General features: G+C 70.9%; 17 protein-coding genes. 6 read left to right on the top strand and 11 right to left on the bottom strand.

The window, feature by feature from the left end; genetic code table 11:
• Positions 1 to 6 precede the first annotated feature (6 nt).
• The 6 genes from V3T34_RS19010 to V3T34_RS19035 form a co-directional block, all read right to left on the bottom strand.
• Complete coding sequence (locus V3T34_RS19010; RefSeq protein WP_060848078.1) at positions 7 to 582, bottom strand: sigma-70 family RNA polymerase sigma factor; 576 nt, start codon at positions 580 to 582, stop codon at positions 7 to 9.
• 109 nt (positions 583 to 691) lie between these two features.
• A complete protein-coding gene (gene maiA, locus V3T34_RS19015; RefSeq protein ID WP_091752049.1) occupies positions 692 to 1,336 on the bottom strand; it encodes a maleylacetoacetate isomerase in 645 nt (214 codons plus the stop codon).
• Between the two features lie 103 nt (positions 1,337 to 1,439).
• Positions 1,440 to 2,168: an amino acid ABC transporter ATP-binding protein gene (locus tag V3T34_RS19020; RefSeq protein ID WP_060849492.1), complete on the bottom strand. Its 729-nt coding sequence runs from the start codon at positions 2,166 to 2,168 to the stop codon at positions 1,440 to 1,442.
• A 142-nt stretch (positions 2,169 to 2,310) separates the two neighbouring features.
• Positions 2,311 to 3,003 (bottom strand): amino acid ABC transporter permease, encoded by a 693-nt coding sequence (locus V3T34_RS19025; RefSeq protein ID WP_060848077.1) that lies wholly within the window; start codon positions 3,001 to 3,003, stop codon positions 2,311 to 2,313.
• A 29-nt stretch (positions 3,004 to 3,032) separates the two neighbouring features.
• Positions 3,033 to 3,752: an amino acid ABC transporter permease gene (locus V3T34_RS19030; protein WP_060848076.1), complete on the bottom strand. Its 720-nt coding sequence runs from the start codon at positions 3,750 to 3,752 to the stop codon at positions 3,033 to 3,035.
• A gap of 155 nt (positions 3,753 to 3,907) precedes the next feature.
• Positions 3,908 to 4,819 (bottom strand): transporter substrate-binding domain-containing protein, encoded by a 912-nt coding sequence (locus V3T34_RS19035; RefSeq protein ID WP_060848075.1) that lies wholly within the window; start codon positions 4,817 to 4,819, stop codon positions 3,908 to 3,910.
• Between the two features lie 331 nt (positions 4,820 to 5,150).
• On the opposite strand from V3T34_RS19035, the gene dgcN reads away from it, so the two are divergent.
• The 4 genes from dgcN (at position 5,151) to V3T34_RS19055 (ending at position 8,017) form a co-directional block, all read left to right on the top strand.
• Positions 5,151 to 6,161 carry an N-acetyltransferase DgcN gene (gene dgcN / locus V3T34_RS19040; RefSeq protein ID WP_060848074.1) on the top strand — a complete coding sequence of 337 codons (1,011 nt, stop codon included), beginning with the start codon at positions 5,151 to 5,153 and terminating at the stop codon, positions 6,159 to 6,161.
• On the top strand, positions 6,158 to 7,138 hold the full coding sequence (gene dgcA / locus V3T34_RS19045) for an N-acetyl-D-Glu racemase DgcA (protein ID WP_305077243.1): 981 nt from the start codon (positions 6,158 to 6,160) through the stop codon (positions 7,136 to 7,138). The genes dgcN and dgcA overlap by 4 nt, the downstream gene beginning before the upstream one ends.
• Before the next feature lie 161 nt (positions 7,139 to 7,299).
• The gene (locus tag V3T34_RS19050) at positions 7,300 to 7,617 is read left to right on the top strand and encodes an EthD family reductase (protein WP_305077242.1); all 318 of its coding nucleotides are present in this window, start codon (positions 7,300 to 7,302) and stop codon (positions 7,615 to 7,617) included.
• 118 nt (positions 7,618 to 7,735) lie between these two features.
• Entirely contained in the window at positions 7,736 to 8,017 is a 282-nt protein-coding gene (locus V3T34_RS19055) for a hypothetical protein (protein WP_060848071.1), read from the top strand.
• A 108-nt stretch (positions 8,018 to 8,125) separates the two neighbouring features.
• Here V3T34_RS19055 and V3T34_RS19060 read toward each other — a convergent pair whose 3' ends face one another.
• From V3T34_RS19060 to V3T34_RS19065, 3 genes are all read right to left on the bottom strand, one after another.
• The gene (locus V3T34_RS19060; RefSeq protein ID WP_305077241.1) at positions 8,126 to 8,707 is read right to left on the bottom strand and encodes a hypothetical protein; all 582 of its coding nucleotides are present in this window, start codon (positions 8,705 to 8,707) and stop codon (positions 8,126 to 8,128) included.
• A 174-nt stretch (positions 8,708 to 8,881) separates the two neighbouring features.
• Positions 8,882 to 8,998, bottom strand: a complete 117-nt coding sequence (locus tag V3T34_RS28610; RefSeq protein WP_407942733.1) for a hypothetical protein — start codon at positions 8,996 to 8,998, stop codon at positions 8,882 to 8,884.
• Positions 8,999 to 9,270: 272 nt separating this feature from the next.
• The gene (locus V3T34_RS19065) at positions 9,271 to 9,615 is read right to left on the bottom strand and encodes a hypothetical protein (protein ID WP_305077240.1); all 345 of its coding nucleotides are present in this window, start codon (positions 9,613 to 9,615) and stop codon (positions 9,271 to 9,273) included.
• Between the two features lie 313 nt (positions 9,616 to 9,928).
• Here V3T34_RS19065 and V3T34_RS19070 point away from each other — a divergent pair, with 313 nt between their 5' ends.
• A complete protein-coding gene (locus V3T34_RS19070; RefSeq protein ID WP_288586056.1) occupies positions 9,929 to 11,605 on the top strand; it encodes a formate--tetrahydrofolate ligase in 1,677 nt (558 codons plus the stop codon).
• Between the two features lie 140 nt (positions 11,606 to 11,745).
• Here the strand turns inward: V3T34_RS19070 and V3T34_RS19075 are convergent, their stop codons facing one another.
• Entirely contained in the window at positions 11,746 to 13,617 is a 1,872-nt protein-coding gene (locus V3T34_RS19075) for a TRAP transporter large permease (protein WP_305077239.1), read from the bottom strand.
• On the bottom strand, positions 13,614 to 14,645 hold the full coding sequence (locus V3T34_RS19080; RefSeq protein WP_091751551.1) for a TRAP transporter substrate-binding protein: 1,032 nt from the start codon (positions 14,643 to 14,645) through the stop codon (positions 13,614 to 13,616). Before V3T34_RS19080 ends, V3T34_RS19075 begins: the two co-directional genes overlap by 4 nt.
• Before the next feature lie 331 nt (positions 14,646 to 14,976).
• Here V3T34_RS19080 and V3T34_RS19085 point away from each other — a divergent pair, with 331 nt between their 5' ends.
• On the top strand, positions 14,977 to 15,885 hold the full coding sequence (locus V3T34_RS19085; protein WP_305077238.1) for a LysR substrate-binding domain-containing protein: 909 nt from the start codon (positions 14,977 to 14,979) through the stop codon (positions 15,883 to 15,885).
• Positions 15,886 to 16,025 lie beyond the last annotated feature (140 nt).

A 16,025-nucleotide genomic window follows, 5' to 3' on the forward strand; every position in this document is an offset into this window, starting at 1 on the left:
GGGTCATCACGACGCCCTCGCGGGGCCGGCCCCGCCATCGACCACGCGCAGACGCGGCGCGGCGCGTGCCTCCTCCTCGGGGGCCGGAGGGCGGGACGCACTGCCGCTCTCGATGGTGCGGAGCGCCGCCCGCGCCCGCCCGAGGCGCGACATCAGCGTGCCGATCGGGATGCCGAGCACGTCGGCCGCCTCCTGGTAGGCCAGCCCCTCGATCGTCACGAGGTGCAGGGCCTCGCGCTGTTCCGCCGGCAGGCGCCCGAACGCCTCGCGCACCTGGGCCAGGCGCACATGGCCTTCCTGGGCCGGCGGCGTCGCCTCCTCGACGATGTGACCGAGGGCGTCGGCGTAGCGCGCCTCGACCTTGCGGCGGCGCTGGTCGTCGATGAAGGCGTTGTGCAGCACCGTCATCAGCCAGGTGCGCAGGTTGGTCCCCGGCCGCAGGGTGCCCTGGCGCTCGAGGGCGCGCACGAGGGTGTCGTGCACGAGGTCGTCGGCCTGGGCGGAATCGCGCGTCAGGGACCGGGCGTAGCGCCGGAGCGGCACCAGGAGGTCGAGGACGTCGGGGCGCTTGCGAAGCATCATATGGGGTGAACGTCCGCCGGGACCGGTCTAATCCCCTTCGCCGATCCCGCGCCCGGCCGTCCTCTCGTCCGAATCGTTCACATCCGCGTGATCACCGGTTGTCAGGCTCTCACGCAGGCGCCCCGGGCTGCCGCGTCGGGTGCGCCCGGGCGAAGGCGTCCTGGCTCAGGCAATCCTCGGCGATGCGCCGCACGGTCGGGTAGGGGGCGGTGTCGACGCCGAAGATCGCGGTACCGACCCATAGGCTGACGAGGCAGAGGTCGGCATGGCTGACCGCATCGCCCTGGCAGTAGCGGCCGGTCCCGGGCTCGCCCGTCAACCGCGCCTCCAGGGTGGCCAGCCCGGTGCCGAACCAGTGCCGCAGCCAGGCCTGCATCGCTTCGCGGGGCAGCCCGAGATCGTCGGTGAGGTAGCGGCGCACCCGCGGCACGTAGAGCGGGTGGGAGTCGCAGGCGACCGCCTGGGCGAGCGAGCGGGCCCGGGCCCGGGCCTTCGGCTCGCGGGGAAGCAGCGCCGGCTCGGGATGCGTCTCCTCGAGATAGTCGAGGATCGCGAGCGACTGGGTCAGCGCCGGCCCGTCGCCGTCGAAGAAGGCCGGCACCGCGCCCTGCGGGTTGATCGCGCGGAAGCCCGGCGCGTGCTGGTCGCCGGCATCGAGGTCGATGAAGGTCTCCTCGAAGGGCAGCCCCTTGAGGTTGAGGGCGATCCGCACCCGGAAGGCGGCGGCCGAGCGCCAGTTGCCGATCATCCGCATCGTGCACCACCCCTCCCGGTCCCGCGGGGAGAGATGGTGCAGCCCTGCAAACGGCAAGGGGCCCGCGACGGGCCCCTTGCTCACGCCGCGACGGACGGCAGGTTCAGTGCTGGAGGATGCGCGACAGGAAGGTCTGCGCCCGCTCCGAACGGGGCGAGCCGAAGAACTCCTCCTTCTGCGCGTCCTCGACGATCTCGCCCTTGTCCATGAAGATGACGCGGTTGGCGACCTTGCGGGCGAAGCCCATCTCGTGGGTCACCACCATCATGGTCATGCCCTCGCGGGCGAGTTCGACCATGACGTCCAGCACCTCGCCGACCATCTCGGGATCGAGCGCAGAGGTCGGCTCGTCGAACAGCATCACGATCGGGTTCATGGCGAGCGCGCGGGCGATGGCCACGCGCTGCTGCTGGCCGCCCGAGAGCTGGCCCGGGAACTTGTGGGCATGGGCCTTGAGGCCGACCCGCTCCAGCAGCGCCAGGCCCTTGGCCTGCGCCTCGTCCTTGCTCCGGCCCAGCACCTTGCGCTGGGCGAGGCTCAGGTTGTCGGTGATCGAGAGGTGGGGAAACAGCTCGAAGTGCTGGAACACCATACCGACCCGCGAGCGGAGCTTGGGCAGGTTGGTCTTCTTGTTGGCGATCTGCGTGCCGTCGACGGTGATCTGGCCCTTCTGGAACGGCTCGAGGGCGTTCACGCACTTGATCAGCGTCGACTTGCCGGAGCCCGACGGGCCGCAAACCACCACGACCTCGCCCTTGGTGACCGAGGTGGTGCAGTTCGTCAGTACCTGGAAGTCGCCGTACCACTTCGACACGCCGTCGATGGCGATCATCGGGCCCGAGGTGGCCGCCACGGGCGGCCGCTCGGTGAGCAGGGTGCCGACGGGGCCGGTGGCCGGCGCCGCGGCAGCCGCGGCCTGCGGCTCCGGAACGGGGCTGACGGGCGGCATCGCGGAGGAGGTCATGGCGGGAACCCTATCGGATGATCGCGACCCGGCGCTGCAGGCGGCGCACCAGGAGCGAGGCGATGAAGCAGACGGCGAAGTAGACGACCGCGGCGAACAGGTACATCTCGACCAGGCGGCCGTCGCGCTGGGCGATCTTGGAGGCGGCGCCGAGGAAGTCGGTGATCGACAGCACGTAGACGAGCGAGGTGTCCTGGAACAGCACGATCGTCTGGGTCAGGAGCACCGGCAGCATGTTGCGGAAGGCCTGGGGCAGGATGACGCTGCCCATCGACTGCCAGTAGGTGAGGCCGAGCGCCGAGGCCGCCGCGCCCTGGCCCTTGGGGATCGACTGGATGCCGGCGCGCATGATCTCGGAGAAGTACGCCGCCTCGAACAGCGTGAAGGTGATGAGCGAGGACGAGAACGCGCCGACCTGGATCGGCCGCTCGGCCCCGATGATCCACTGCCCGATATACGGCACCAGGAAGTAGAACCAGAAGATCACCAGCACCAGCGGCAGCGAGCGCATGAAGTTGACGTAGACCTTGGCGATCTGCGGCAGCACCGGCACGCTGGACAGGCGCATCATGGCGATCAGGGTGCCGAGCACCACGCCGCCGACCGCGGCCAGCGCGGTCAGGGTCAGGGTGAAGGCCATCCCGTCGAAGAACAGGTAGCGCCAGGAATTGAGGATGACGCTGAAGTCGAAGTTCGAGAACATCGCGGGCCCTTGTCCGGCAACGTAAGGGGTTAGCGGCCCGGCACCGCGACGCGGCGCTCGATCAGCCCGGCCACGGCCACCACCAGCAGGTTGATGACGATGTAGATGATCGTCGCGGCGGTGAACGCCTCGAAGACCTGGAACGAGAATTCCTGCATCGCGCGGGCCCGGGCGGTCAGCTCCAGGAGGCCGATGGTCAGCGCGACCGACGTGTTCTTCAGGTTGTTGAGGAACTCGGAGGTCAGCGGCGGCAGGATGATGCGGTAGGCGTTGGGCAGGAGCACGTAGCGGTAGGTCTGGGCGGTGGTGAGCCCGAGCGCCGTGCCGGCCATGCGCTGGCCGCGCGGCAGGGCCTGGATGCCGGCCCGCACCTGCTCGGCGACGCGCGAGGCGGTGAAGAAGCCCAGGCACACGACGGCGGTGTAGAACGGCGCGTTCGGCAGCTGCTTCAGCCAGGTGCCCCAGGATTCCGGCAGCATCTCGGGCAGCACGAAGTACCAGAGGAACATCTGGACGAGCAGCGGGATGTTGCGGAACAGCTCGACATAGGCGTTGCCGACGGCCTGCGCGGCCCGGCTCGGCAGGGTGCGCAGCACGCCGATGACCGAGCCGACCGCGAAGGCGATCACCCAGGCGCACAAAGCCGTGACGATGGTCCACACCAGGCCCGACAGCAGCATGTCGGCATAGCTGCCTGTCCCTTCGGGCGATTGCTCGAAGAAGATGCCCCAATTCCAGTTATAGTTCATGCCCTGTCTTCCGGGTGCGCCTGGACAGCGGAGGTATACGGATTTTTTCCGGCCCGGGCGAGGCGGGGCGCGGGACTGGGCACAGGGAAAAGTGCCGAGAGCAACTTGTCGTAAAGGAAGGCGCCGCCCCGTGCGGGGCGGCGCCCGGGCTCACCTCAGTAGGCGGCCGGGTCCGGGCTGTCGCTCGGCTTGGCGAAGGCGCCCTTCAGCGCGTCGCTCATCGGCAGGTTCAGGTTGATGTCCCGCGGCGGGATCGGCTTCATGAACCACTTGTCGTAGGTCGGGCCGCTCTCGGCGCTCTTGTAGAAGGCCGCGGTCGCCGCATCGACCACCTTCTTGAACGGCGCGTCGTCCTTGCGCAGCATGATGCCGTAGGGCTCGGGCTTCGACAGGGCGTCGGTCGAGATCGCGTAGGCCGTCGGCTCCTTGGAGGAGGCGGCGAGCGAGGCGAGCAGCACGTCGTCCATCACGAAGGCGACGGCGCGGCCGGTCTCGACCATCAGGAACGCCTCGGCATGGTCCTTGGCCGGCAGGATCGTGATGCCGAGCTTCTTCTCGGCGTTGTACTCGTTGATCATCTTGATGTTCGTGGTGCCCGAGGTCGACACGACGGTCTTCCCCTTCAGGTCCTCGAACTTGGTCAGGCCGCTCGACTTCTTGGCGACGAAGCGGTTGGCGGTGAGGAAGTGGGTGTTGGTGAAGGCGACCTGCTTCTGCCGGTCGACGTTGTTGGTGGTCGAGCCGCACTCGAGATCCACCGTGCCGTTGGCGATCAGCGGGATGCGGGTGGCCGAGGTCACCGGGTTGAGCTTCACCTCGAGCTTGTCGAGCTTGAGGTCGGCCTTCACCGCGTCGACGATCTTGTAGCAGATGTCCATCGCGAAGCCGACCGGCTTCTGATTGTTGTCGAGGTAGGAGAACGGCACCGACGAATCGCGGTAGCCCAGCGTGATCTGCCCGGTCTCCTTGATCTTCTTCAGCGTCCCGGTGAGGTCCTGGGCCGAGGCGGTCCCGGCTGAGGCCGCCAGGCCGGCGAGCAGGACGGGAAGCAGGCTTCTCAAACGCATTCGTGCTCTCCTTTTGGGCAGCGACCTAGTCCGTCACCGCGATCACGGCGTCAAGGGTTAGGCTGGGGATCGCGGTGACGGGACGGGCTGTTTGGTGCAGTATCTTGCACGTTCGACCTTGGGCCGCGTCCGGAAGCCCCGAGAGCAAGGGACGGGCCAACCGCTCCGGCGTTCCGGCCGGGCCGGCTTCCGTCCGCCCCCGTTGCGCCCCGGACCCGCCCGCGCGAAGCTGGCCGCACCCGGGAGCGGCCCTCGCGGGGCCCGGGACTCCGTCGGGCCCCGGGGACGGGCCCGGCCCCGTGACGCCCCGCGACGACGGACCGTTCAGCCGATGCAGATCGCCACGCCCTACCTGATGTTCCTCGGCGACGTGCCCGACCGGCTCGCCGCCAAGACCGCCTACGGCATCGTCGACTGGCGGCCCGAATGGTGCGTCGGGCAGTTGCGCCTCCCGTCCTGCGCCGCCGATCTCGGCATTCCGGACCTGACCATCGACGAGGGGATCGCCCGCGGCGCCCGCACGCTGATCGTCGGCGTGGTCAATGCCGGCGGCGTGCTGCCGCCGCACTGGGTCGCCACCATCGTCGCGGCGCTGGAGGCCGGGCTCGACGTGGCGAGCGGCCTGCACACCCGCCTCGGCTCGGTGCCGGAGATCGCCGAGGCCGCGGCCCGGCACGGGCGGCAGCTCCACGACGTGCGCCACTCCGAGGAGCGGTTCGACACCGGCAAGGGCACGCGGCGCCCGGGCCGGCGGCTCTTGACCGTCGGCACCGACTGCTCGGTCGGCAAGAAGTACACCGTGCTGGCGCTGGAGAAGGGGATGCGGGACCGCGGCCTCGACGCCGATTTCCGCGCCACCGGCCAGACCGGGGTGTTCATCTCCGGCCGCGGCGTCGCCATCGACGCGGTGGTGGCCGACTTCATCTCCGGCGCCGTCGAGTGGATCGCGCCCGCCGCCGACCCGGCGCACTGGGACCTGATCGAGGGCCAGGGCTCTCTGTTCCACCCGAGCTTCGCCGGCGTCAGCCTCGGCCTGCTGCACGGCGCCCAGGCCGACGCCTTCGTGGTCTGCCACGAGCCGACCCGCACGACGATGCGCGGCGTCAAGCATCCGCTGCCGAGCATCAAGGAGGTGATCGACCTCACGGTGCAGCTCGGCCGCCTGACCAACCCGGACATCCGGCCGACCGGCATCGCGGTCAACACCCAGGCCCTGGAGGAGGGGGAGGCGCGGGCGCTCCTCGAGAAGCTCGCCGCCGAGCACGGCCTGCCGGCGACCGATCCGGTGCGCTTCGGGGTCGAGGCCCTGGTCGACCGCCTGGTCGAGGAGTTCCCGGCGTGATCCGGCTCGCGACCGCCATCGAGCCCTGGCCGATCGCCGGCCGGTTCACCATCTCGCGCGGCAGCCGCACGGAGGCCGTGGTGGTGACCGCGACCGTCACCGACGGGACCGTCACGGGACGGGGCGAGTGCGTGCCCTACGCCCGCTACGGCGAGACCGTCGAGGGCGTGCGCGACCTCATCGCCGCGCAGGAAGACGCGCTCGCCGCCGGGCTCGACCGCCGGGGCCTCGCCGCGCGCCTTCCCGCGGGCGCGGCCCGCAACGCCCTCGACTGCGCCCTGTGGGACCTCGAGGCGAAGCGCGCCGGCCGGCCCGCCCATGCGCTGGCCGGCATCCCGGCGCCCGCCCCGGTCACGACCTGCTACACCCTGAGCCTCGGCAGCCCGGAGGAGATGGCGGCGGCGGCCCGCATGGCGGCGGCCCGGCCGCTCCTCAAGGTGAAGCTCGGCGGGGCCGGCGACCCGGAGCGGATCGCGGCGGTGCGCCGGGGCGCCCCGGATTCGCGCCTGGTGGTCGACGCCAACGAGGCGTGGTCCCCGGAGACGATCGAGGCCAACCTCGCGGCCTGCGTCGCGGCCGGGGTCGAGCTGATCGAGCAGCCGCTGCCGGCCGGCGACGACGCGGCGTTGCGCGCGATCGCCCGCCCGATCCCGATCTGCGCCGACGAGAGCCTGCACGATCGCGCCGGGCTCGACGGCCTGACCGACCGCTACGACGCGATCAACATCAAGCTCGACAAGGCCGGCGGCCTCACCGAGGCGCTGCTGCTCGCCCAGGCCGCCAAGGCGCGGGGGCTGTCGATCATGGTCGGGTGCATGCTCGGCACCTCGCTCGCGATGGCGCCGGCGATGCTGCTGGCGGGCTATGCCGACTTCGTCGACCTCGACGGTCCGCTGCTGCTCTCCCGCGATCGCGAGCCCGGCCTGCTTTTCGAGGGCAGCCTCGTCCACCCGCCGGAGCCGGCGCTCTGGGGGTGAACGCCTCCGGCGAGAATGCCGCGGGGCGTAAATGCCATGGGGGAAGCCCCGGCCCGGCGGCGATGCGGCGGGCCGGGCGCTTGCGCCCGGAGCCGGAAGGATGCTCTGTCTGGCGCAGGGACCGAGCACGGGTCCCGTGAAGCCGGGGAAGAACCGACGCCATGATCCTCGTCAGCGTGATGTATCCGGGCGGCTCCGACGCCCAGCCCTTCGACCTCGACTACTACCTCAAGCACCACATGCCGCTGGTGCGCGAGCGCTGGTCGTCGATGGGCCTGGACAAGGTCGAGGTGGTCAAGGCGAGCGGCACGCCGGACGGCAGCCCGGCGCCGTTCCAGGTGATGGCGCTCCTCACCTTCCGCTCCCTCGAAGACTTCCAGAAGGCCGGCGCCGCGCACGGCAAGGAGATCTTCGGGGACATCCCGAACTTCTTCAAGGGCCAGCCCGTGGTCCAGATCAACGAGCCGCAGAGCTTCTGATCGCGTCGCGTCGCCCGCACCCCCGGGGTCGCGGGCGACTGCCGGGACCGGATCCCGCGATGCCGCAACCCGAGGGCGGGCCAGAGGCCCGGCCCGTTTCCGCAAGGCCCACCGGACCATGATCGACATCGTCAAGGTGCTGCGCGACCAGCACCCGGATCTCGGCTCCTACGTGATCGCCCTGCGCGAGCGGTCCGGCCTCGTCGCGCCGGACGACCCCGACGCCCTGGCGGCGGAGGTGCGCGACTGGGCCGGCACCGAAGCCCCCAGCACCCGCTACAGCCGGCGCGCGGTGACTTACGTGCCGTTTCCGGGCTGGCCCGAGGAGACCCGCACGCTCGGCGTCGTGGCCTTCGACACCGCGACCGACCTCGCCCGGTTCGCCACCCGCTGGACCTGACGTCTCCACGCAGGCCCTCGCGTTGGCAGGCCGGCTTTCCATCGGCTTGGATTCCGGTTCGATCGCTGATTCCTGCCGCGAACCGGCGGCCGTTCTTGCGGGATCTGCTCAACGGCGGCGCACCGCGAGTTCTCGCGTGGGCGAGGGATCCGGGGCGAGCCGGGCGCTCACGGTCAGCGCGAGATCGATGCAGAGCACCAGCAGGATGCCGGCGAGGAGTGCGATGATCATGGTCTCGCCGCGGGGGCTGATGCCGCCGGTCGGGCGCCGCCGCACCGTCACCGGGGGCGGGACGTCGTCGGGCTCGGGGTCGGGCGCCATCTCGGCGAGGGCCGGCGCCGCATAGAGGGCACTGAAGCGCGGCCGGTAGCCGCCGACGGGAATCGTGACCCGGACATCGAGCCCTCCGGCGTGCCGGGCATAGACGTCCTCGAGCGCGCGGCGCAGCCGTCCGGCCTCGACGCGCACGCTGGGATCGAGGCTCGGATCGAAGTCGGGTCCCCGGCCCAGCGCCTGGGTGGCGATGGTGTAGGCCTTGATGGTGGCGCCGCGCCCGGCCAGTTCCTCCTCCACCACGAAGCGAAGGAACCGCGCCAGCTTCGGCGAGCGCAGGAAGGGCGGGGTCTGCAGGAGGACATCGAGCGCGTCGACCACGCGCCCGGGCGGAACCTCCTCCTCGATCTCGGACATCGCACAACCTTCCCTGCCGGACCGGAACCGTCCCGGTCCGCCGCCGCGAGCGGGACCTAGTAACTCCTTACCAGTATAGAAGTGTGATCACGGTTTGTTAGCCCCTCTCCCCCGGCGATGCCGCATGCCTGGGGACGAGTCGACGGGGGTTCCCCACGGATACCTGCCGAAGCGTCATCGGAGCGTCACCGGGAACGGCACGGTGAAGACCAGGCCGTGCACCTCGTCGCGAACCTCGACGCACCAGTCGATCCGGGTCGCCTCCGGGCCGGTCATCGCGTCGGCGATCAGGGTGCGGGCCTAGCGGTGGGCTTCGTCGAGATCACGGCAATCAAGCCCGGCCTCGTCCGGCACGCTCTGGGTCGCATCCATGATATCGAAGTAGTCGCGGGGCACTGCGGCTCGGACTCGGCGCTTCTGAAGACAGCGTTGAGCAACGCCACCGTCCCGGGGGCGGCCCGCACAGGACGGGACGACCGTCGCGACGGTCGGCTGTTAGCCTTCGATCCGGAACCGGGGCCGCGCGGCAAAGTTCCGCCCCCTGCCTCTCTGGCGGGGCGCCGTCAACGATCGTCGCGCTCCGCGGCACCCCGCCAGGGAACCTGGCGGTCCTGGGCCGTCAGGGTATCGCGGGAGGCGGGTCGGCCCGCCTCGGCGGCCGCGTTCCGCAGTCCGGTGTCCAGCGCCCGTCCGGCCTCCACGGCGGCGGTCTCCACCACCCGGGCCCGCACGTCCCCGGGCAAGTGCGCGAAGGCCGCGCCCGCGGCCTCGCCGACGCTCGCCGGGAGTTGCGCCGGGCGGGCCGTGCCGGGCAAGGCTGGGCCGGGAAGGGCCACCTCGCCGAGCCGCAGCGGCGAGAGGTAGTAGATCGCGCCGATCACCAGCCCGGCCCGCAGCCAGAAGGCCATCCCGTTCCCCCGTATCCCGAGCGTCCCCGGCCGGCGCTCCGTGATCGCGCAGGCCCGCCGTCACTGTGGGACGCCAATGGTGAAACGTCTGCGTCCGGGCCGCGCCGATCGTTCGGCATGGCTAACGGGGCTTGCGGCGCGGCGATCGAAAGCCCCTGGGGGGACGGTTCCTGTTCGCAACCGCCGGAGCGATCTTCAATTTTTCTGAGGATCCTGCTCAAGCGATTTGATCTTTTCGAAGCTGGCGCCTCCGGCCTAAAATCCGCCTCACGCCAGCCGTCATCCCCCGGCTCCAGAACAACGATCGGGACCCATGCCGACCGACATCGAGATCGCCCGCGCGGCCACCCTCCAGCCGATCACCGCCATCGCGGAGCGCATCGGCATCCCCGAGGACGCACTCCACCCGTACGGTCGGCACATCGCCAAGGTCGACCACGCCCATATCCGCAGCCTCGAGGCGCGGCCCGAGGGCAAGCTGGTCCTGGTGACGGCGATCAGCCCGACGCCGGCGGGAGAGGGCAAGACCACCACCACGGTGGGCCTCGGCGACGCCCTCAACCGGATCGGCCGCAAGACGGTGATCTGCCTGCGCGAGCCCTCGCTCGGCCCGTGCTTCGGCATGAAGGGCGGCGCGGCCGGCGGCGGCAAGGCCCAGGTGGTGCCGATGGAGGCGATCAACCTCCACTTCACCGGCGACTTCCACGCCATCACCTCGGCCCACAGCCTCGCCGCGGCGCTGATCGACAACCACGTCTACTGGGGCAACGCCCTCGACATCGACCTGCGCCGGGTGGCGTTCCGCCGCGTCCTCGACATGAACGACCGGGCGCTGCGCACCATCACCCAGAGCCTCGGCGGCGTCGCCAACGGCTTCCCGCGGGAGGACGGCTTCGACATCACCGTCGCCTCCGAGGTGATGGCGGTGTTCTGCCTCGCCCGCGACCTCGCCGACCTCGAGGCGCGCCTCGGCCGGATCGTGGTGGCGGAGACCCGCGACCGAAAGGCCGTGACGCTGGCCGACCTCAAGGCCACCGGCGCCATGACGGTGCTGCTCAAGGACGCGCTCCAGCCCAACCTCGTCCAGACCCTGGAGGGCAGCCCGGCCCTGATCCATGGCGGGCCCTTCGCCAACATCGCCCACGGCTGCAACTCGGTGATCGCGACCCGGGCCGGCCTCAAGCTCGGCGACTACGTGGTGACCGAGGCCGGCTTCGGGGCCGATCTCGGGGCGGAAAAGTTCTTCGACATCAAGTGCCGCCAGGCCGGCCTCAGCCCGTCGGCCGTCGTCATCGTGGCGACGGTGCGGGCCCTCAAGATGCATGGCGGCGTCGCCAAGTCCGATCTCGGCCGCGAGAACGTCGAGGCCCTGGAGCGGGGCTTTGCCAACCTCGCCCGCCACGTCGAGAACGTGCGCCGTTTCGGCGCGCCCGTGGTGGTGGCGGTCAACCATTTCCACGCCGACACCGAGGCCGAGCACGCGGCGCTCAAGGCGCTCTGCCGCGACCGGCTCGACGTCGAGGCGATCACCTGCCGGCACTGGGCCGAGGGCGGCGCCGGCGCCGAGGCGCTGGCCCACGCGGTGACGGCCCTGGCCGATTCCGGCCCGGCCGCGGCGCCGCGCTTCGCCTACCCGGACGCGATGCCGCTGGAGGCCAAGATCCGCACCGTCGCCCAGACCCTCTACGGCGCCGCCGACATCCAAGTGGAATCGAAGGCGGCCGCCAAGCTCGCGGCCTTCGAGCAGGCCGGCCACGGCCACCTGCCGGTCTGCATGGCCAAGACCCAGTACTCGTTCTCCACCGACCCGACCCTGATGGGCGCCCCCAGCGGCCACGTCGTGGCGGTGCGCGACGCCCGCCTCTCGGCCGGCGCCGGCTTCGTGGTGGCGATCTGCGGGGAGATCATGACGATGCCCGGCCTGCCCAAGGTGCCGGCGGCGGAAGGCATCCATCTCGACGCCGAAGGGCGGATCGAGGGGCTGTTCTGAGCGGATTTCGCGGAACCGGCATCCGGTTTCGCGACGAAGATCTGTGACGACCCCGAGAAACCGAGCGGGGACCGATCTCATCATGAGAAAGCCCGGACGGGTCTCCCCGTCCGGGCTTTCTCGTTTCGGGTCGGGGCAGGCTACAGGAACCCGATCGAGAACCACGGCACGAAGGTGAGCACCAGGAGGCCGAGGAACAGCGCGCCGAGATAGATCCAGATCCGGCGCATGCCGGCTTCGGGCGCCACCCCGCCGATGATGCAGGCGGCGTAGTAGCAGAGACCGAAGGGCGGGGCGAACAGGCCCAGTCCCATCGCGAGGATCACGATCATGCTGTAATGCACCTCGTGGATCCCGAACTGGTGCGCGATCGGGAACAGCAGCGGCCCGAACAGCACGATCGCCGGGATGCCCTCGAGCAGGCTGCCGAGCACGATGAAGGCGACGACCGAGATCAGCAGGAAGCCGGTCTTGCCGCCCGGCACCGCCGCCATCGCCCGGGCGAGGTCGTGCGAGAAGCCCGACTGGGTCAGCGCCCAGGCCATCGCGCTCGCCGCCCCGACGATGAACAGGATCGCCCCGGACAGGGAGGCGGTCCGCGCCAGCATCGGCAGGATCTCCTTGCGCTTGAGCCCGCCGCGATAGATCACGAGGCCGAGCACCAGCGAGTAGACGATGCCGATGGTCGAGACTTCCGTCGCCGTCGCGACGCCCTCCACCACCGCGGTGCGGATCAGGAACGGCAGCAGCAGGGCGGGCAGCGCGACGAGCAGGGTCTTCTTCACCACCGAGGCGGGGGCGCGCGGGATCGCCACCGCGTCCTCCTCCTTGCCGGCGCGGTAGCGGGCGACCGCGGCGAGCACGAGGGCCAGCACCAGGGCGGGCAGGATGCCGGCGGTGAACAGGGCGGCGATCGAGACGCCGGTCGCCGACGCGATGGCGATCAGCACGATCGAGGGCGGGATCGTCTCGCTCATCGCCCCCGAGGCGGCGAGGATCGAGAGCAGTTCGCCGTCCTTCATCCCGCGCTTGCGCATCTCGGGAAACAGGACGGGCGCCACCGCCGCCATGTCGGCGGTCTTCGAGCCCGAGATGCCTGAGACCAGCAGCATCGCGCCGAGCAGCACGTAGGACATGCCGGCCTTCACGTGGCCGAGCAGCGAGGCGAGGAACGCCACCATCACCCGGGCCATCCCGGTCGCGTCGACGAGCTGGCCGAGCAGCACGAAGAGGGGAATCGCGAGCAGGATCAGGCTGCTCATCCCCTCGTCCATCCGGCCGACCACGATGGTGAGCGGCGTCGAGGTGGTGGTGAGCAGGTAGGCGGAGGTCGCGAGCGCGAACGAGAACGCGATCGGCACGCCGGCCAGGATGCCGACGCCGAGGAGCCCGACGAAGAACACCAGCAACGCCCAGTTGCCGATGCCGGCGAGCGCCGGCGCCGCGAGGGCGAGGAGCGCCACGACGCCGAGCAGCACCGCGCCGACCCCGAGGAGGTCGGTGATCCGGTGGCGGGCGAGGCGCAGGGCGCAGGACAGGAGCGCCAGCACGAAGCCGACCGGCACCGCGAGCGCCCGCACGGTGCCGGACCAGCCGAGCGCCGGCGTCTCCACGAAGGACTGGTCCTCGGTGTAGTCGTAGGCGGCGTGCAGGAGGAGCGCCAGGAAGGCGAAGATCGCCCCGATGGCCAGGGCCTCGCACCAGGCCCGCGCCCGCGGCGAGAGCGCGCCGACCACGAAGGTCAGCCGCATGTGCTCGCCGCGCTGCACCGCCACGACGCTGCCGAGCATCGCGAGCCACAGGAACAGGATCGAGGCGAGCTCGTCGCTCCAGATGATCGAATGCCCGATCGCCCGCGAGACGATGCCGGCGAACAGGATCACCGCCTCGGCGGCGACGAGAGCCGCCGCCGGCACCTCGACGGCGAGGCGGAGCGCCCGCTCGGCGGAGGATAGCCAGTCGGTCGGGAGGGCGGCGGCTGGCCGCCCGTGGATGTCGGCCACGGCGCTCATGCCAGTTCCCCGGTGACGGCCTCGAGCGCCTTCCAGGCCTCGGCCCCGAACTTCTCCTTCCAGTCGCGGTAGAAGCCGGCCTGGGTCAGGCTCTTGCGGAAGGCGGCCTTGTCGGCGGTCTCGAAGACCAGGCCGCGGGAGGCGAGCTGGCCCTTGAGGGTGCCGGTCAGGCGCGCGACGTCCTCGCGCTCCTCCATCGCGGCCCGGTCGAGCTCGCGCCGGACGATCTCCTGGAGCGCGTCGGGCAGCTTGCCGAAGGCGCGCCGGTTGGCGACAATCCAGAAGGGGTCCCAGATGTGGTTGGTCTCGGTGAGGTACTTCTGCACCTCGTAGAGCTTGCCGGCCTCGATCGTCACGAGGCCGTTCTCCTCGCCGTCGACCAGCCGGGTCTGCAGCGCGGTGTAGAGCTCGTTGAAGTTGATCGAGGTCGGGCTCGCCCCGAGGCTCGAGAACAGCGAGGTGAAGATCGGCGCCACCGGCACGCGGATGCGGTAGCCCTTGAGGTCGTCGGGCGTCTTGATCGGCTTGGCGTTCGAGGTGATCTGGCGGAAGCCGTTGTCGGCGGCCTTGGCGGCGACGATCAGGCCGGCCTTCTCGATCTGGGTGCGGACATAGGCGCCCACCGGCCCGTCGACGCCGCGCCAGACGTGGTCGTAGTCGGAGAAGGCGAAGCCCACATTGGTGATCGCGGCGCCCGAGGCCACCGTCGAGATCACCGATCCGGCGATGTTGAGGAACTCGATGCCGCCGGTGCGGACCTGGGTGATCAGGTCGGTGTCGGAGCCGAGCTGGCTTGCCGGGAAGAACTTCAGCTCGATCCGCCCGCCCGAGGCCTCGCGGATGCGCTGGCAGGCCTGGTCGAGCCGGGCGTTGATCGGCTGGGTCAGGGACTGGCCGGTGGCGAGCTTGTAGTTGAACTCGGCGGCGCGCGCCGGCTGCGTGCGGATCGCCACGAGCGGGACGGCGGCGGCGCCGGCCAGGAACAGGCGGCGCGAGGGGCCCTGCTTGGAATCGGGGGTGGACGTCATCGGTTTCCTCCGTCGCGCCGTCATCCGCGTGGGTCGCGGTGCGGCATCGTTGGGTCGAGACGGAGGGAGGCGTGACGCGACGGCGGCGCGGGGCCGCGCCGGCTGCTTCCTCCCTGGCGGCGCTCCTGCCGTCGCGGGGCCGTCCGGGGAGGAGAGGGGGCGGATCCCCCTGCCTTACGCAGGGTCGGGGACCCGTTGCCTCGTCATACCTCGGACGACCCGTCTTCGTGCGGAGCGTCTCGTCTCGCTTGGCTGCCGAGAGTAGGAACCGCGTCGATGTAGGACAATCCAGATTATTTGCAGTTTCATGTAGTGGCGCTAAACCATGGGGATGTCGGTTCCGCTTCGCGCCATCACGGTCTTCCACGCCGTCGCCCGCTCCGGCAGCATCACCCGGGCGGCGGAGGATCTCGGCGTCACGCCCTCGGCGGTGAGCCAGCAGGTCCAGTCCCTCGAGCTCGCCCTCGGCACCGCGCTGATCGGCAAGTCCGGCCGCGCCATCGTGCTGACCGAGGCCGGCGAGCGCTACTTCGAGATGATCGGGTCCGAGATCGACCGGATCATGGAGGCGACGCAGCGCATCCAGGGCTTCCGCTCGATGACGACGCTGACCGTGCGGGCGACCCCGAGCCTGTCGACGAAGTGGCTGCTGCCGCGGCTCTCCTCCTTCATCACCGCGCATCCCGACATCGAGCTGCGCCTCGACGGCACCAACGAGCCGACGGCGTTCCAGAAGGAGAACGTCGACATCGAGATCCGGCACGGCACCGGCGGCTGGCCGGGCCTGTTCGTCGAGGGGCTGGTGGAAGAGAGCTTCCGGCCGGTCTGCGCCCCCGCGCTCGCCGCGCCCGGCGGCCTCGCGGCCGGCGATCTTCCCCGGCACCTGCTGATCCACTCGGTGAAGTCGCAGGTGCAGTGGCCGCACTGGTTCACCCGCGCCGGGATCGCGCCGGCCCCGCGCTGGCGCCGCCTCCTGTTCGACCGCACCCACATGGCGATCGACGCCGCCGCCGGCGGCCTCGGCATCGCGCTGGAGAGCGACCTGATGCTGTGGGGCGACCTGCGGGCCGGGCGCCTCGCCTGCCCGCTCGCCGACCCGCCGCGGGTCACCGTCGTGACCCAGTGGGTGACGTGCCCGCCGGACCACCTGCGCCTGCACAAGGTCCGGGCCTTCCTCGACTGGATCCGGCGCGAGCGCGACGCCTGGTCGGCGGAGCGGGACGCCCTGACGACGCTTTAGAGCCGCTTCACGGTCGCCTCGTAAATCTGGATTGTCCTTCACGGAGCCCGCTTCTAGCGTCCAGGCGTCAGATCCCGGCGGGCGGTTCACGACCGCGCCGGGATCGCGCCGAGACCGGCCCCGCTCCCTCCTGCACGAGC

It is taken from the genome of Methylobacterium ajmalii (assembly GCF_036448855.1).
GTDB classification, from domain to species: domain Bacteria; phylum Pseudomonadota; class Alphaproteobacteria; order Rhizobiales; family Beijerinckiaceae; genus Methylobacterium; species Methylobacterium ajmalii.

Excerpts from the sequence above, each read along its gene's own strand:
- dgcN (WP_060848074.1), top strand. The coding sequence starts at position 5,151 with ATGCAGATCGCCACGCCCTACCTGATGTTCCTCGGCGACGTGCCCGAC.
- V3T34_RS19050 (WP_305077242.1), top strand. The coding sequence starts at position 7,300 with ATGATCCTCGTCAGCGTGATGTATCCGGGCGGCTCCGACGCCCAGCCC.
- V3T34_RS19030 (WP_060848076.1), bottom strand. The coding sequence starts at position 3,752 with ATGAACTATAACTGGAATTGGGGCATCTTCTTCGAGCAATCGCCCGAA.
- V3T34_RS19025 (WP_060848077.1), bottom strand. The coding sequence starts at position 3,003 with ATGTTCTCGAACTTCGACTTCAGCGTCATCCTCAATTCCTGGCGCTAC.
- maiA (WP_091752049.1), bottom strand. The coding sequence starts at position 1,336 with ATGCGGATGATCGGCAACTGGCGCTCGGCCGCCGCCTTCCGGGTGCGG.
- V3T34_RS19010 (WP_060848078.1), bottom strand. The coding sequence starts at position 582 with ATGATGCTTCGCAAGCGCCCCGACGTCCTCGACCTCCTGGTGCCGCTC.
- V3T34_RS19060 (WP_305077241.1), bottom strand. The coding sequence starts at position 8,707 with ATGTCCGAGATCGAGGAGGAGGTTCCGCCCGGGCGCGTGGTCGACGCG.
- V3T34_RS19035 (WP_060848075.1), bottom strand. The coding sequence starts at position 4,819 with ATGCGTTTGAGAAGCCTGCTTCCCGTCCTGCTCGCCGGCCTGGCGGCC.
- V3T34_RS19070 (WP_288586056.1), top strand. The coding sequence starts at position 9,929 with ATGCCGACCGACATCGAGATCGCCCGCGCGGCCACCCTCCAGCCGATC.
- V3T34_RS19055 (WP_060848071.1), top strand. The coding sequence starts at position 7,736 with ATGATCGACATCGTCAAGGTGCTGCGCGACCAGCACCCGGATCTCGGC.
- V3T34_RS19075 (WP_305077239.1), bottom strand. The coding sequence starts at position 13,617 with ATGAGCGCCGTGGCCGACATCCACGGGCGGCCAGCCGCCGCCCTCCCG.
- V3T34_RS19065 (WP_305077240.1), bottom strand. The coding sequence starts at position 9,615 with ATGGCCTTCTGGCTGCGGGCCGGGCTGGTGATCGGCGCGATCTACTAC.
- V3T34_RS19080 (WP_091751551.1), bottom strand. The coding sequence starts at position 14,645 with ATGACGTCCACCCCCGATTCCAAGCAGGGCCCCTCGCGCCGCCTGTTC.
- V3T34_RS19020 (WP_060849492.1), bottom strand. The coding sequence starts at position 2,168 with ATGATCGCCATCGACGGCGTGTCGAAGTGGTACGGCGACTTCCAGGTA.
- V3T34_RS19085 (WP_305077238.1), top strand. The coding sequence starts at position 14,977 with ATGTCGGTTCCGCTTCGCGCCATCACGGTCTTCCACGCCGTCGCCCGC.